Source organism: Flavobacterium collinsii (genome assembly GCF_946903285.1).
Lineage (GTDB): Bacteria > Bacteroidota > Bacteroidia > Flavobacteriales > Flavobacteriaceae > Flavobacterium > Flavobacterium collinsii.
Genome location: NZ_OX336425.1, coordinates 3,538,754 through 3,554,995 on the forward strand (window position 1 = coordinate 3,538,754; position 16,242 = coordinate 3,554,995).

General features: G+C 34.2%; 11 protein-coding genes. 4 read left to right on the top strand and 7 right to left on the bottom strand.

Annotated elements, in window-relative coordinates; translation table 11 throughout:
• Positions 1–14 precede the first annotated feature (14 nt).
• Both OGZ34_RS14610 and OGZ34_RS14615 read left to right on the top strand, forming a co-directional pair.
• Entirely contained in the window at positions 15–2,606 is a 2,592-nt protein-coding gene (locus OGZ34_RS14610; RefSeq protein WP_263360684.1) for a DUF7619 domain-containing protein, read from the top strand.
• 127 nt (positions 2,607–2,733) lie between these two features.
• Positions 2,734–5,361, top strand: coding sequence for a DUF7619 domain-containing protein (locus tag OGZ34_RS14615; RefSeq protein WP_263360685.1), 2,628 nt, complete (start codon positions 2,734–2,736; stop codon positions 5,359–5,361).
• A gap of 172 nt (positions 5,362–5,533) precedes the next feature.
• Here the strand turns inward: OGZ34_RS14615 and OGZ34_RS14620 are convergent, their stop codons facing one another.
• Together OGZ34_RS14620 and OGZ34_RS14625 are read right to left on the bottom strand one after the other, a co-directional pair.
• Positions 5,534–6,061, bottom strand: coding sequence for an ExbD/TolR family protein (locus OGZ34_RS14620; RefSeq protein WP_263360686.1), 528 nt, complete (start codon positions 6,059–6,061; stop codon positions 5,534–5,536).
• A 29-nt stretch (positions 6,062–6,090) separates the two neighbouring features.
• Positions 6,091–6,627 carry an ExbD/TolR family protein gene (locus OGZ34_RS14625; protein ID WP_263360687.1) on the bottom strand — a complete coding sequence of 179 codons (537 nt, stop codon included), beginning with the start codon at positions 6,625–6,627 and terminating at the stop codon, positions 6,091–6,093.
• Positions 6,628–6,924: 297 nt separating this feature from the next.
• On the opposite strand from OGZ34_RS14625, the gene OGZ34_RS14630 reads away from it, so the two are divergent.
• Positions 6,925–10,458: a patatin-like phospholipase family protein gene (locus OGZ34_RS14630; protein ID WP_263360688.1), complete on the top strand. Its 3,534-nt coding sequence runs from the start codon at positions 6,925–6,927 to the stop codon at positions 10,456–10,458.
• Positions 10,459–10,605: 147 nt separating this feature from the next.
• Positions 10,606–11,160 carry a fasciclin domain-containing protein gene (locus OGZ34_RS14635; RefSeq protein ID WP_173967447.1) on the top strand — a complete coding sequence of 185 codons (555 nt, stop codon included), beginning with the start codon at positions 10,606–10,608 and terminating at the stop codon, positions 11,158–11,160.
• Positions 11,161–11,264: 104 nt separating this feature from the next.
• On the opposite strand, the gene OGZ34_RS14640 is transcribed toward OGZ34_RS14635, so the two are convergent.
• From OGZ34_RS14640 to OGZ34_RS14660, 5 genes are all read right to left on the bottom strand, one after another.
• On the bottom strand, positions 11,265–12,110 hold the full coding sequence (locus OGZ34_RS14640) for an EamA family transporter (RefSeq protein WP_263360689.1): 846 nt from the start codon (positions 12,108–12,110) through the stop codon (positions 11,265–11,267).
• 95 nt (positions 12,111–12,205) lie between these two features.
• Positions 12,206–12,346 carry an SsrA-binding protein gene (locus OGZ34_RS14645; RefSeq protein ID WP_173967449.1) on the bottom strand — a complete coding sequence of 47 codons (141 nt, stop codon included), beginning with the start codon at positions 12,344–12,346 and terminating at the stop codon, positions 12,206–12,208.
• A gap of 105 nt (positions 12,347–12,451) precedes the next feature.
• Positions 12,452–14,260: a M56 family metallopeptidase gene (locus OGZ34_RS14650; protein WP_263360690.1), complete on the bottom strand. Its 1,809-nt coding sequence runs from the start codon at positions 14,258–14,260 to the stop codon at positions 12,452–12,454.
• A 6-nt stretch (positions 14,261–14,266) separates the two neighbouring features.
• Positions 14,267–14,635, bottom strand: a complete 369-nt coding sequence (locus OGZ34_RS14655) for a BlaI/MecI/CopY family transcriptional regulator (protein WP_173967451.1) — start codon at positions 14,633–14,635, stop codon at positions 14,267–14,269.
• Positions 14,636–14,646: 11 nt separating this feature from the next.
• A complete protein-coding gene (locus OGZ34_RS14660; RefSeq protein WP_263360691.1) occupies positions 14,647–16,242 on the bottom strand; it encodes a M56 family metallopeptidase in 1,596 nt (531 codons plus the stop codon).

Below are 16,242 nucleotides of genomic sequence, written 5' to 3' on the forward strand. Positions count from 1 at the left end.
TAAAAATACCACTTATGAAGAAACTCTACTTTTTAGTTTTTACTTTTTGTTTTTTTAATAGTTTAATGGCACAGGTTGTCACTATTCCTGATATCAACCTTAAACTTAAATTGATAGCAGCAAATGTTGATACCAATCGTAATGCCGAAATTGAAGTTAGTGAAGCATTAAGCATAAATTTTTTAGACCTAAATAATGCGGGTATAAATTCTTTGCAGGGATTGGAAAAATTCACCAATCTTGAAACTTTACTTTGTAACAACAATCCAATCTTCACTGGTGTTGATTTTAATGTATTTAAAAAACTAAACTTTTTAAGTTATTCTTCTATTGCTAATGTTAGCTATCTTAATTTTGAGAATACAAATCTTAGCACATTAATTCTGGAAGGTTTAAGTAATTTAAATGAACTTCAGTGTAATGGAAACAAAAATCTTGTAACATTAAGGCTAAGTGGTGCACAAAATTTAACAACGCTGTGGTGCAATAATAATAAACTGTCAGCATTAGATATTACAGGATTAACCAAGCTTAAAACAGTAAGATGTGACGGGAATCAATTGCAAACATTAGATGCCAGTAATTTGGTAAATCTTACCAGTTTAAGCAGTTCTGGTAACCTATTAACGTCATTGAATGTTTCCGGGTCAACAAACCTTAAAGCTATAACTTGTTTTAGTAATAAACTACAGTCACTAAACGCGAGTGGCTTAACAAACTTAACGAGTTTAGTTTGTTACTCGAATGAATTGACACAATTGAATGTAAACGGTTTAATAAACCTAAAAGAATTGTATTGTGATGGAAATCGCCTTCCGTCGTTAAACGTAACTGGTTTAACCAATTTGGAGTATTTAAACTGTACCAATAATCAATTGCCTGAATTGAATGTAAACGGTTTAACAAAACTGAAAGGAATAAAATGCGGTTACAATCAATTGACAGCTTTAGAGGTAACAGGTCTAACAAATCTGTTAAATTTAGAATGTTACCATAATCAGATAAAAACTTTAGATTTAAGCGATTTAAAGAATATTGAGGGATTTAGCTGCTATCAAAACCAGCTTACCTCGTTATTTATCAGAAATGGAAGCAACGAAACACAACTATTAGATTTTTCACAAAACCCGGGTCTGCAATATGTTTGTGCAGACGAAAGTCAATTAGAGCTAGTACAGCAGTTAATTACCAAATATGGCTATGTAAATTGTAATGCAAACTCTTATTGCTCTTTTAAACCAGCTGGTACCTATTATACAGTAAACGGAATTAATAGATTTGATTCTAATAACAATGGCTGCGGCGCTTTAGATCCTATTGTACCAGGTTTAAAATTTGAATTGTTTGACGGAACAAACACCGGAACTGTAATTTCTAAAACAAACGGCAGTTTTTCTATTTTCCTACCGGTTGGTACACACACGATAACTCCGGTTTTAGAAAATCCTTCTTATTATACCATTTCTCCAAGCAATAAATCGTTCACCTACCCGGGAGAATCAAGCCCTAAACTACAAGATTTTTGTATAGTAGCAAATGGTGTACATCCCGATTTAGAAATTACTATTTTACAAATAACTCCGGCCAGACCAGGGTTTGAAGCAAAGTATAAAATAGTTTACAAAAACAAAGGAAACGTTACGCAATCAGGTACTGTAAACCTAAGTTTTAATGATGCGGTTCTCGACTTGGTTACTGCAAGTCCTGCTGTTGAGACTCAGGCACCAGATAAGTTAACCTGGAATTTTAGTAATCTAAGACCTTTTCAGTCTGCAGAACTTAATTTTACATTTAAAGTAAATGCTCCAACTGCTGTTCCTGCCGTAAACAATGGCGATGTTTTGTCTTTTAGAGCAACGGTTTCGTCAGTAGACACAGACGAAACTCCAATTGATAATACATTCACTTTGAATCAAACAGTTGTAGGATCTTACGACCCAAACGACAAGACGTGTCTGGAAGGTTCCGTAATTACCCCAAGTTTAATAGGGGAGTATGTGCATTATATCATTCGTTTTGAAAATACGGGAACTTATCCGGCACAAAATATAGTCGTAAAGGACATGATTGATCTTTTAAAGTTTGATATTTCAACATTAATCACCACAAGCGCAAGCCATTCCTTTGTAACCAATATTTCAGCAGGAAATAAAGTGGAGTTTATTTTCGAAAACATCAATCTCCCTTTTGATGATGCCAGTAACGATGGTTATGTAGCGTTTAAAATCAAAACAAAACCAACACTTGCTGTAGGTGATACTTTTACAAACGATGCCAATATTTATTTCGATTATAATTTCCCGATCTTAACCAACAAAGCGACTTCAACTTTTAAAACAGTAACACTGGGAGCTCCCGATTTCGAGTTTTCGAACTATTTTACGTTGTATCCAAATCCGGCAAATCATACTTTGAATATTAATGCAAAGGAAGGCATAGAAATACAATCACTATCCATTTATGATATGTTAGGACAATTGATAATTGCAGTACCAAATGCAAAATCGGTTTCTAGTATTGATGTTTCAAGACTTACTGCTGGCAATTACTTTATAAAAGTAAAATCGGATAAAGGAAGTTCAGGAATGAAATTTATCAAATATTAAGAATGTCCTTTAAAAATAAAAAGTCCCACAGCAATGTGGGACTTTTTATTGTTTTACTTTTTTAAATTTTAACAGAAAAAGTTGTGTTATTATGTTAAAAAGTTATTTTTGTGTAAAAATACCACTTATGAAGAAAATTTACTTTTTGCTTTTATTTTTATGTTTTTATGGATTGAATGCACAGGTGATTACTTTTGGAAGTACTCCTTTTAAAGATAGATTGCTTTCGGCAAATGCAACCAATGGATTTGCAAAAGATATAAACGGGAATAACATCGTTGTCGATTCCAACTTTGATAAGGAAATTAATGCTGTGGAGGCATCAAAAGTTTATTTTTTGGAACTGGGTGGCACGAAATCGACGATTTATAATTTAATGGGAATTGAATTTTTTGTCAATTTAAAGACTTTGAATTTTTACGGACAAAGAGTAACCGCTGATTTGAGGCCGTTGAAAAATTTAGAAAGAATAAATTGCGGAGGAGATTTAGTTACAAAAGATCTCAATATTAACGGACTTAATTTAAAAGAAATACGCGCAGAAAGCAGCCTTTCAATAATGCCCTATTTATTGGATAATGGTCCGACAGGAATTTCTCAGTTTGCCAATCTGGAAGTTTTGTTTTTAGGGGGAGATCGATTAGAAACAATCAACCTTCAAAGCCTAAAATCGTTAAAAACACTGATGATTACAAGATCAAAAATAAAAAGCCTTGATTTAAGCAATCAGACTAATCTGGAGTTTTTGTATTGCAATAACAATCTATTGACAGATCTGGATTTAACCAGCTGTAAGAATATAGCTGGTGTAGAAGCTAATTTGAATAATTTCACTACAATCCTGATGAAGGACCTGCCTAAACTGGAGTATCTTAGAATTAGTGAGAATAGTACATTAAGTGCATTAAGCCTTGTAAATACCCCAAATCTGAAATCGTTAGATGTTTATAAATGTAGTTTAACCGATTTAAATTTATCTAATTTGGTCGCTCTGGAGTCGATTAATTGCAGCAATAATAAACTAACAAATTTGAACATCAAAGGTTCTATAAACTTGTTGAATATATCTTGTGACAATAACTTAATAAAAGAGCTTGATTTGTCTTTATGTAAAAAGTTTGAGTCTTTATATGCTGGTTATAATAAGTTTGAAAGTTTAGAATTTTATGGTAAGCTAGGATCCTATCTTAATATTTCAAATAATTTAAATTTAAAGTATCTTTCCATTAAAAATGGGATCATCAATCAATCCAGTATAGAATTTGCCAACTGTCCCAACTTGAAATACATTTGCGTAGATGAAAATGATAATGAAATTGCTACGGTTCAAAATTTAATCAAAACGTATAAATACACAGATTGTCATGTAAATTCCTATTGCAATTTTCATCCGGGAGAGGATTATTTTGTAATTCAGGGATCACAGAGAATAGATTCGAACAAAAATGGCTGTGACAATTCGGATCCATTTTATCCTAATTTAAAATTTAATATTGTGGGAGCTTCTTCCGGAACATTTGTTAATAATTTATCGGGTAATTATTCTATTCCTGTTTTAAAAGGAACGCACAAGATAACTCCTGTTTTAGAAAATCCGTGGTACTTTTCTGTGACACCGGCAACCGCAACGATTGTTTTTCCGGCGCAGACAAGTCCGTATACTCAAAATTTTTGTATCACTCCAGTTGGTACTTATCGGGATTTAGAAGTTACGATATTACCAATTGATGTTGCAAGGCCCGGTTTTGACGCTAAGTATAAAATCGTATATAAAAATAAGGGTAATGTAGTGCAATCGGGTTCGATAAAATTTGTGTTTGATGATGCCATATTGGAATATGTCTCTTCCAATACTGCTTTTTCTTCTAAATCAGTTAATGCTATAGAATGGAGTTTTACAGCTATTCAGCCATTTGAAAGCAGAGAAATAGTATTCACTTTAAAATCAAACAAACCAACAGATTTACCTGCTGTAAACAATGGTGATGTTTTAAAATTAACAGCAACCATTGCCTCTCAGGACAAAGACGAAAGTCCAATCGACAATACTTTTACACTTAATCAGGTAGTAGTAGGTTCTTACGATCCAAACGATAAAACCTGTTTAGAAGGCTCTGTTATTACACCAGAATTAATAGGGGAGTATGTGCACTATATGATTCGTTTTGAAAATACAGGAACATTTGCCGCAGAGAACATTGTCGTAAAAGACATGATCGATTTGTCTAAATTTGATCTTACAACTTTAGTTCCAACCAGTTCAAGTCATCCTTTTACAACTAAAATTACAGCAGGGAATAAGGTAGAATTTATTTTCGAAAAGATCAATCTTCCCTTTGATGATGCCAATAACGACGGTTATGTAGCGTTTAAAATAAAGACAAGATCAAACTTAAGAGTTGGAGATACCTTTGCGAATGAGGCCAATATTTATTTTGATTATAATTTCCCGATTTTAACCAACAAAGCAACTTCAACTTTTAAAACAGTAACACTGGGGACTCCCGATTTCGAGTTTTCGAACTATTTTACGTTGTATCCAAATCCGGCAAATCATACTTTAAATATCAATTCAAAGGAAGGCATAGAAATACAATCACTATCCATTTATGATATGTTAGGACAACTGGTAATTGCAGTACCAAATGCAAAATCGGTTTCTACTATTGATGTTTCTAAGCTTAGTTCAGGGAATTATTTTATAAAAATAAAATCAGACAAAGGAAGTTCGGGTATGAAATTTATCAAATATTAAGAATGTTCTTTAAAAATAGAAAGTCCCACATCAATGCGGGACTTTTTTTATGTATAATGTTTAATTTTAAGAAGCTGTTTCCTGCTGTCCGCTATATCTTTTCCTGGCTAAAGGAGCCAGAAAAAGGATGCCGCTACCATCAGGGCTAGGGCAATCGTTTTCAAAAGAAGTTTTATTTTATTGTTAGTAATTTTGTTTCTTCGGGAGTGTAATAATCTACAATGGCGTAAGAATTGATTCCCGTAATGTTTATTTCATCAAGAATGTTAACTAGATTCCCGTAATTTGATTTTTTGCTTGGCTTTATGATTACAGTAACTCCTTTTGTACTGCCTATTTCTGCAGAGTATTGATGCACTTTTTTATTAACGTTTATCAATTCTTTCCTTATTCCATCTTTTCCATAATGTACTTCTTTTGGGGTTTGGATGGGAGAATCCAGTATTCCCATATATGTTATCATTTTATCGTTATCGTCAAGTAGGATCGTTAAAATACGATTTTCGTCAGGCTTATTGCATTCTGGTTCTGGACCACAACCTCGACGGTATCCATAATCGTATTCCATTATTTTGGGTTTAGCCAATTCAATTGTGACCATAAAAAATATAATCAGCAAAAATGAAACACTAACCATTGCAGTTAAATCAACTTTTGTACTTAGCTTTTTACTTCTGACTTTTTTAGGTATATTTTGCATAGCTATAGTTTTAGTGATTGAGAATGTTTTTAATTTAAGGCTAGTAAATTAGATTCTTCGGGAGTAAACTCATTAACAATTGCGTAAGTTTCGATTCCTGCAATTGCCATTTCATCCAGAATATCGACAAGATTTTTAAAATTGCATTTTTTGCTAGGTTTGATAATTACTATTGCACCATTTTTTGGTCTTCCTAATGCAGCCGAATATTCACGAATAGTTTTATTTTTTTCAAACAAATCTTTACGAATGCCATTTTTTCCATAATCCATTTTTTTTGGGCTTTCTATAGGATTATACAAATTTCCATAATAAGTAATCACTTTATTATTTTCATCCAGAAGAACTGTTATAGTACGATCCATTACACCTCCGTAACAACGTATAACTCCGTCCCATTCTTTGGAAGGAGGTTCAGGAAGGCATAAATCCATAATTTTAGGCTTTGACAATTCACCAACTACCATAAAAAAGATGATTAATAAAAATGAAACACTAACCATTGCGGTCAAATCAACTTTTGTACTTAGCTTTTTGCTTCTAACTTTTTTAGGAAGATTTTCCATAATAAATCGATTTTTATTCTAAAGTTAAAAAAATATTCGAAGTCGAACATGATTTTGAGAAAAATGATCCCAAGTATCCGAAAATACAGGCGCAAGTTTTTTATAAACAGGTAATTGTACTCATTTTTTAACTTTTGATTTAATGTAATTTAGTACAGTTTTTCAAAACTCAAAAAAAGCATTTTTAGATGATGCCCTTAGGGAACAATTAGCCTGTTAAAAGGCAGGATTTTATACTACAACCTATTATTGCAGCAACTAAACACTGCTGTTTATAAATCATAAAACCCCAATATTATGGATATAGTTACTGACCTTACCGCTGAAGCAATATCATATCTGACGCTTTTTCAGGATATTTTAAAAAGTAATCCTAAGAATACTTTTCCTAAAGCATTTTTAGAAAAAGATTCATGGAAAAATCTTGGGAAGGAGGATCAAGATTACTATGGTATATATGAATTAACTCCTGGTCAAATAGACATCATAACAGACTTAGTCTGGCATAGTTCAGATAAGCATGGAGATAAGAATTTGACAAAAGTATATCTGGATATAATTTATGATCTTTTAGATTGGCTTGCCAACAATATCGATAAGAGATATATGGATAAGCCAGAATCGAATGAATTACTGTTGTTTAGAGTTCCTTTTTTTTGGAGACAGCGCATACGGACTGCACTTTACAAAGAAAATTTAGGCGAAAGGGAAAAGTTGGCAAGAGTACTTCGATACATGCCAGTACAAGTTATTCAGGCAATTACCGGTCAGAACAAATCAGCATATGATATTCGCCTATATCAATTTTATGCGGCAAGAGAGAAGATATATGATTACTCAAAGATTTTAAATGATAAAGATTCTAAAAATCATGAGGATTGGTGGAGTGAAAATGGCGAGCAGGCTATAAAGTATCTTACTAATGATAAATTGCTTATTGAACAGTTGCTGAATAATAATTCTGACAGGAAAATAAGGACTGAATTTCCATTGCCTTTTGAAACATTGTTTAATGATGAGCTGGACGAAATTAGTAACGCACGTAAGAAGAGAAGTGAGGAATGGCAGGCATCAACAACAAGTGATGAAAGTTTAAACGAGACAATGTTAAAGATTGCTGCTGATGAATCGAAAATACACGATCCCATGTTGAGAGCTACCGAGATGAAGCTTATCGGTCTTGCTTTTTCCGGTGGAGGTATTCGCTCTGCTACATTTAACCTTGGAGTACTGCAGCGATTGGCCAGTCTGGATGTTTTAGAAAAAATTGATTATATCTCTACCGTATCGGGAGGAGGGTATATTGGAACCTGGTATACCTCTTGGATCAAACGATCCGGATCTTTTAGTAAAGTTACAGATCAGCTATGTCCCGAAAAATCATCCGATCCATTTGCCGATGAAGTCCGTCCTATACGCTGGCTCAGGATGTTTAGTAACTACCTTTCGCCAAATGTAGGAATGATGTCTCCTGACGCCTGGACATCCGGAATGACGTGGTTGAGGAATACTCTTGTCAATCAAACTTTGTTACTATTGGTGTTATTGACTGTTTTTTCTATAATTCTTGAGCTTTACAGAGGTTGGGAATTTCTTGGACAGTTATTAAAAGGATTGGAGAAAAAGAATGAAATTCCATTTTTTGTATTGAATATGGTAATGCTGACTTTTGGAGCGCTTACAGCTGCTTTTGCCATGCGATCTTTTTATAAAGTAAAAAAGAAAAGAAAAGTAGCCCAAGTCACAAAAATTTGGAATGTTTTTAATATTGATATTCCCTTTCTTACCAATATAACAGGTACTCTGCCTTATTTACTTATAACATGGACGATTATTTGTGCTTTTTTGGTCAGTACATTTATGTTTAATATCAGTATAGCTGAAATTTGTCGTAAAAATGAAAATCTTTATTTCTGGTTTGCTTTTAATGTATCGCTTCCCGCATTCATTGCATTAATTCTCGTAGCAGTACTGGGGAATTACCATAAAAGATACGATCTTATTCAGCTGGGAAAAGCAAATGTAATACGGGAGAAATTGTCTGATGAAGAAAAAACGGAAGAAAAGAATGAAATAAGCGAGACCGGATTTTTTAGCTGGTTCACTGTACTATTAACAGTATCATCTGCTATGGCCGCAGCCATTTTAAGCGTATTGCTTTACTTGTTTTGGAAAAATTATGAATTAATATTGGTTCCGGTTAGAAATTTAAATGAGAGGATATGTACAGATAAAGTAATGTTGTTGTTCGGACTGCCGATCGTTCTTGAGATTTTTTCTCTTGCTATAATAACCAGAATGGCAATATTAGGCAAATTGTTTCCCGATTACCGTCGTGAGTGGTGGGGAAGAACAGGAGGATATATAAACCGTTTTGTACTTTTCTGGGTTATTATTTGTTTTGCCGTATTTATCATGCCCGATCTATGGACCGATTTTCGGGCCAATTTTCGGAGTAATATGTCAATTGTAATTCCTGTTGCCTGGGGAGGCTGGGCAGGTATAATTGCCTGGGGAGTAAAAATTGCTTTTGCATCCAAAGGTGATGAAGAATCGGGTAAAACGGGTTACATTGTAAATATCATTGTTAAGCTTGTGCCCTTTATTTTTATGATTGGAGTGCTGCTTATCGGTTCAGGTCTTATCAATTGGATAAGAGAAGGGAACACTGGTGTTGTGAATTTTCTGACAACGGTAGGATTGTTTTTGATAACATATTTTTTAAGTTGGCGTGTAGGGGTTAATGAGTTTTCGCTTCACCATTTTTACCGCAATCGGCTTATAAGAGCTTTTATGGGAGCGACCCGCAGCCGAGAAGATCGAATTAAAACGGCTAATGCATTTACCGGTTTTGATACCAATGACGACATTTTACTGTCATCGATGAAGGTTGATGACGGTTATTTCGGGCCGTATCCTATTCTTAATACAGCACTTAATGCAACCGTTGTTTCGGCGTTGGACCGACAAGATCGTAAAGCAGAATCATTTGTATTTACTCCGTTGTATTGTGGTTATGATTTTAGTCCAACACGTCCTTCTACTTACGATATAGACCATGTTTATGAATACGGTTATCGTCCTACCGATAAATTTTCTAATGAAAAAGGAGGGCCTACTATCGGGACTGCAATGGCAATATCAGGAGCGGCGGTAAATCCGAATTGGGGCTACCATTCTTCCGCTCCTATGGCTTTTTTACTAACCATTTTTAATGTTCGTTTGGGGTGGTGGATTGGCAATACAAGACGTGAAAGATGGAAGGACTCTGATCCAAGATTTGGTTTACTTTATCTGATTCAAGATTTGGTTGGTAAATCCGATATCAATATGAATTATGTGTGCCTATCGGATGGAGGACATTTTGACAATATGGGATTGTATGAACTTATTAGAAGACGTTGTCATCATATCATATTGGGAGATGGCGAACAAGATCAGGAGGTTGCCTGCGAAGGTCTGGCCAATGCAATTAGAAGATGCCGTATTGATTTCGGCGTTGAAATTGTTTTAGATGATTTCAAGGATATTGCAAAACGTGATGGAAAATCAGAAAAACACATTATCAAAGGAGAAATTAAATATCCCGGAGTGAAAGAGGCTGGCACTTTAATTTATATAAAAGCTGCTTTGACGGGTGATGAACCTATTGATATACGCGAGTACGCTCTGGCTAATCCAGATTTTCCACAACAGTCTACTGCGGATCAGTTTTTTGATGAAGCTCAGTTTGAAAGCTATCGTAAACTGGGTTATCATTCAATAAATAATATTAATGAATTGTGCTTTCCTAGTGCTAAACCTTTACCTGGCAAAGGAGAAAATATTTAAATTTATTTGAAAATTAAATTCGCTGTAAACACTTGTTCTATAGCCTTCTTTGAAAATATTTCGGCATTTTTTGATTTATTTTAATGATTTAATAAAACCAAAACGATTATTACCGCGTAAATGAGCTTATAACTTAAATTATTAATTATGAGAACTAGAAAATTTTTAGCCGTAGCAATCTTAGCATTGGGATTTGGATTTACATCATTTGCGCAAAAAACTGTAATGGTTGGTGGAGCTGCAATGTATCCAAATAAAAACATTATTGAAAATGCCGTTAATTCAAAAGACCACACGACATTAGTAGCAGCTGTAAAAGCAGCCGGATTAGTAGAAACCCTTGAAGGAAAGGGACCGTTTACTGTTTTTGCCCCAACAAATGCAGCATTTGATAAATTACCAAAAGGAACTGTTGAAACATTATTGAAACCAGAAAACAAAAAAATGCTTCAAAATATCCTGACTTACCATGTAGTAGCAGGAAAATGGAATGCTTCAGGTATTGCAAAAGCAATTAAAGAAGGTAAAGGAAAAGCAACTATTAAAGCGGTTAACGGTGGTACACTGACAGCCTGGATGAAAGGAAAAGATTTATACCTTACTGACGAAAGCGGAAACAGTGCTAAAGTTACTATTGCAGATGTAAATCAGTCAAATGGTGTAATTCACGTAATTGATACGGTATTATTGCCAAAAAGTTAATATAATTTTTAGACACCAGGTCTTAGACCCAATTCTTAAATTCCAAATTCTAAATTCCGACTTTCAAATTGGGATTTGTAATTTGGAATTTGAATTTTTGCTATTTACCTCTTTGCAGTTAATGTAGATCCTACTGAAGCAATTACAACACAGATAATTGCGATAATTTCACAAAAATTTAAATGCTCCTGTAAGAAAACATAAGCGCAGAGGGCAGCAGCAGCAGGTTCCAGGCTCATTAATATACTAAAAGTACGAGGAGGGAGCTGTCCCAAAGCTTTCATTTCGAGTGTAAACGGAATTGCACTGGATAAAAGTGCCAAAGCAACACCCATTCCAAAAAAACTAGGAGTAAGATTTGCGAGTCCGTTTTCATAGAAACCAGACGGTAAAATTAAAACAGCTCCAAATAACATTCCCGTGGCAACTGCCTGTCCGTCATGCATGATTTTAGACACTTTTCCTCCCAGAATAATATAAGTAGCCCATAATGCACCTGCCAAAAGCGCAAACAAAACACCTATAGGATCAATACTGTCATTTGACCAGGGTGCGATTAAAACAATTCCCGCTGCTGCCAGTAATACCCAACAATAATCAAGTAAACGCTTTGAACCAATAATAGCAACTAATAACGGACCTATAAATTCAAGTGTTACTGCTAAGCCAATCGGGATTCTTTCTATGGCCATATAAAAAATCAAATTCATGGCGCCAAGAGTCAAACCATAAGGAACAACAATTTTCCATTGTTTTGGAGTGATTGCTTTTAAATTTGGCCTGTAAGCTAATAGTAAGATTATAGCCGAAATTCCAATTCGTAAAGAAGCTGTTCCTGCAGCACCAATGGTTGGGAATAAACTTTTTGCAATTGCTGCTCCACACTGAACGCTTATAATTGCTAAAAGCACAGCGTAAACAGGAGGAATATTAAAATTTTTATTTTGCATGGAAATGTAATGGGAGGGAAAAACTAACCATCAGAGCGGTAGCTTATAGTGTATACTAAAAGTTTAGTATTTTTTGAGGAAAATATTTTATGGGATTATTCCAATGCCCGTTTGGTAACAAAAGCACGATAACCGATGACCGCCATCTGCCATTTTTTTGCTTTCGTAATGTCAAGACCTTGTTTCGTAAAACTTGGCAACAGTATTTTGTTGATTCGGGCTAAAACTTTGTACATAACGGTTAAATTTTTTGCAAAGGTATAAAAAAAAGACTTTGCGGTCAGGCAAAGTCTTTTAGTTTGATTTTTAAGTATTTATAGTATTTTTAAGTAAAGCCGAGATTACGATTTTCTGCTTTCTTTCTCAAGCTTTTTCATTTCTTTTTCATAAAGCTTCATTTCTTTCTCATGTCGTTTCATCTCTTTTTCATAATGCTTCATCTCAATTTTATGGTGTCTCATGTCGCTTTCATATTGCCTCATGTTTACTTCATAAACTTTAGAATCTTTTCCGTACTTCTGCTCTATATCCTGTGCAAATCTGTCCATTTCAGCACTGAATTTATCCATAGCAAGCTGGTATTTTTGCATCTCTTTTTCATAAATCTCATCGCTTTTTGCTGTGATAGTGTTTATTTGCTTTTCATAAGCTGCCATAGCCGGTTCGATAGATTTTATTTTCTTTTCATATTCAGCCATTTCCTTTTTAAATTTGGCCATGTCAGCTTTACTGCCTGGATTCATTGGCGGCATTGGAGGCATGGGAACATCTAATGATGGCATTTGCGGCATTGATTCCATTGGGTATGCAGGAGCTGCCGGAGGGGTTGGAGGCGTAGGAGGGGTCCCATCTGTATCATTGATTTCTCCTACTTCTGCAACTTCATTTCTGAAAATTCGGGGTCTATTTGGAGCATCATCCGTTATTAAAGCTACACTCTTGGAACCATTATTTTGAGTTGATACCACAATTCCACAGCCTTTAATAGGTTTATCGCTTTCAATGTGAATGGTTTGTGTTTTGCCATTTTGTCTTTTTACATCCACTTTAATTGCGGTCAGCTCATTTTCACTATTTCTTTTTACATCCGAGATAACAACATCAACATTGTGTTTTTGTTTGAGATCTTCTGAGATTTTTTTAAGTTCCTGATCTGTAGTATTTTTTTGGATTTTAATAACATCGGTTGAGTCATTTTTTTCGATGATCCCTTTTGATTCTCTAACTTCTTTAGCTTCTTTTTCTTGTGCGATGGTTTTAATTTGGAATAAAAAGATAAAAGCAGCAAGTGCCGGAATGATGGCATAATACTTCCAGTAATTCCATTTCTTTGATTGATTTTTGTTTAACATGACAATTCGTTTTTTGATTAATGATTGATAAAAATGATTGGTGATTGCAACACAACTTTCATGTGCTGTTATTTTTAAAAGCGTATACTGATACGCTTTTTTGTCGGTTATTTTTTTAGAAGCTTCACTGTCGGCAATAAATTCAAGGTTTTGAAGGATTGCTTTTTTGTACAGCCACATAAAAGGATTGAACCAAAACAAGACACAAAAAACTCTTGAGATCAAAACATCCATGGTGTGGTTTTGGTCGCTATGTACTTTTTCGTGTTCGATAATACTCTCTAATTCCGAAGGTGTATACATTGATGAGTTGTACACGATATAATCAAAATAGGAGAAGGGAGCAATATTTTCGCTGATATCGACAAATTTGAAATCGGCCTGCTGCTGTACTTTTTTCCCTTTTAGCACAGAATTCAGACTGTAAAAGTCAATCATGAATTTTATAACCAAAGCCAGAAAACCAAGTATGTAGATGGCAAGTATCACATAATTCCAATCAATCTCAAACATGTCTTTTTCTACAGCTGGTGAAAGATACGTTTTTGAGTAATCTAAAGCTGTCCCTGTAGCTTTCGCAGAAACCGCAAGTGGAGTATAAACAGTAGGAGTGGGCTCAATCCATACCGTTTTTGTGTAAACCAAAAAAGGTAAAATGACAGAGGTAATTAATCCGGCCAACAGGAACCATCGACTGCTGTTAAAAAAAGTCTCCTTGCGCAATAAAAAAAAATAAGCACAATAAAACAACACCAATAATCCGCTTGATTTTGCGATAAAAATGAAAATAGCTTCCATATACAATTATATTACTTCTTTAGGAGTTTCGACCATGACTAAGATTTCACGTAATTCTGCTGCCGAAATTTTCTCTTCTTTAGCAAAAAAGGAAACCATACTTTTATAAGAGCTATTAAAATAATTGTCAATAGCGGTATTCATAAATCCTTTTCGATATTCCTCGATACTTACCTGCGGGTAGTATTGATGCGTGTTCCCAAAAGCACTATGATTTACATAACCTTTTTCTTCCAGATTACGAACAATTGTAGATAAAGTGTTGTAATGTGGTTGATCTTCTGTGATCTCTGCCTGAATTTCTTTTACAAAAGCTTTTTTAAGCTTCCATAAAATGTGCATGATTTCCTCTTCTTTGTTGGTTAGCTTTTGCATTTTAAGCTTTCTTATTGATGCGTTTCGATCTCGATTACACCATTAGATCCTTTTTCTCCATATTTGGAAGTTGCTTCACTTCCTTTGTAAAGACTCATTTTTTTAATATATTTTGGTTTAAGGTCGTCAAGGTTATAATTAGCAGGCATTTCGACTCCATCAACGATGATAAGTTTAGGCTCTTTTGTATTAGCTTTACCTGATGTTGAAATAATAATTTTGCCATCATTATTTGTAGTAGACACACTGGTTGTGCCGTTATCATCTGTAATTACAGTAGTAGTGCTAGTATTTGTATGAGTATTGCCAGTAATTTTTGTGTCAGTACCAGAATTAGTGTTAACATCTTTAGTTTGTTTAAGGATTACTTTTTTACTTTTTACTTTTTTGGATTCTTTGTGACTTTCAGAATTATTATTTTCATCAGCAGTCTGAATACCAACATTTTTACTGCCATTCGTATCCGTTGTAACAATTAGGCCAAAATCTTTAATGGCTTCATTTCCTGAAGTCTGAACAGATTGTGCTTGCTGTTTACCATTTTTAACATCAATTTTAATTGATATTAATTCGTTATCAGCATTTCTTTTTATCTCAGAAGCCTTAAATTCAATGTTATGAATTGATTTCAATTTTTCTCTGATGTCCTTTAATTCAGCATCTGTAGTATTTTTTTTGATTTTGTAAACATCTACAGATTCTGTTTTTCCTGAAATTACCTTTGCCGTTTGTTGTTTTTCTTTGGCAATTACTTCGATTTGAAATAATAATACAAATGCCGCAAGTGCCGGAACTATTGCTCCAAATTTCCAGGAATTTCTTTTCTTTGATTGATTTTTGTTTAACATAATGATTCGTTTTTTGATTAATGATTGATAAAAATGATTGGTAATGGCAACACAATTTTCATGTGTTGTAATTTTTAAAAGTGTGTACTGATACGCTTTTTTGTCGGAGATTTTTCGTGCAGCTTCACTATCGGCGATGAATTCCAGATTTTGAAGAATTGCTTTTTTATACAGCCACATGATCGGGTTGAACCAAAAGAGAACACAAAATACTCTGGACAGTAAAACATCTACAGTATGATTTTGCTCACTATGCACCTTTTCATGTTCGATAATACTTTCTAATTCCGAAGGTGTATACATTGATGAGTTGTATACGATATAATCAAAATAAGAGAAAGGGGCGATATTTTCGTTGGTATCGATGAATTTGAAATCGGCTTGCTGTGTGATTTTTTTTCCTTTTAAAACTGTATTCAGACTATAAAAATCGAAAGCAAATTTTAAAAGTAATCCTAGAAGTACTATAACGTAGACTGAAAGGAGCACTAGATTCCAGTTAATTACGGAAGCATCATTTTCGATAAGCGGTGGCTGATAAACAGTAGTATAATTCAAATTGGTCACGGGAGTAGGATTTACCCACACAGTTTTAGAATATACCAAAAATGGCAGCACTACTGAAGTAATCAAACCAGTCAATAAAAACCATCTGTTGCTGTTGAAAAAAGTTTCTTTGCGCAGTAAAAAATAATAAGCACAATAAAACAATATTAATAAACCACCGGATTTTGCGATAAATAAGAAAAGTGCTTCCAT

Coding starts and splice junctions, on each gene's coding strand:
- OGZ34_RS14610 (WP_263360684.1), top strand. CDS start 15: ATGAAGAAACTCTACTTTTTAGTTTTTACTTTTTGTTTTTTTAATAGT.
- OGZ34_RS14615 (WP_263360685.1), top strand. CDS start 2,734: ATGAAGAAAATTTACTTTTTGCTTTTATTTTTATGTTTTTATGGATTG.
- OGZ34_RS14620 (WP_263360686.1), bottom strand. CDS start 6,061: ATGCAAAATATACCTAAAAAAGTCAGAAGTAAAAAGCTAAGTACAAAA.
- OGZ34_RS14625 (WP_263360687.1), bottom strand. CDS start 6,627: ATGGAAAATCTTCCTAAAAAAGTTAGAAGCAAAAAGCTAAGTACAAAA.
- OGZ34_RS14630 (WP_263360688.1), top strand. CDS start 6,925: ATGGATATAGTTACTGACCTTACCGCTGAAGCAATATCATATCTGACG.
- OGZ34_RS14635 (WP_173967447.1), top strand. CDS start 10,606: ATGAGAACTAGAAAATTTTTAGCCGTAGCAATCTTAGCATTGGGATTT.
- OGZ34_RS14640 (WP_263360689.1), bottom strand. CDS start 12,110: ATGCAAAATAAAAATTTTAATATTCCTCCTGTTTACGCTGTGCTTTTA.
- OGZ34_RS14645 (WP_173967449.1), bottom strand. CDS start 12,346: ATGTACAAAGTTTTAGCCCGAATCAACAAAATACTGTTGCCAAGTTTT.
- OGZ34_RS14650 (WP_263360690.1), bottom strand. CDS start 14,260: ATGGAAGCTATTTTCATTTTTATCGCAAAATCAAGCGGATTATTGGTG.
- OGZ34_RS14655 (WP_173967451.1), bottom strand. CDS start 14,635: ATGCAAAAGCTAACCAACAAAGAAGAGGAAATCATGCACATTTTATGG.
- OGZ34_RS14660 (WP_263360691.1), bottom strand. CDS start 16,242: ATGGAAGCACTTTTCTTATTTATCGCAAAATCCGGTGGTTTATTAATA.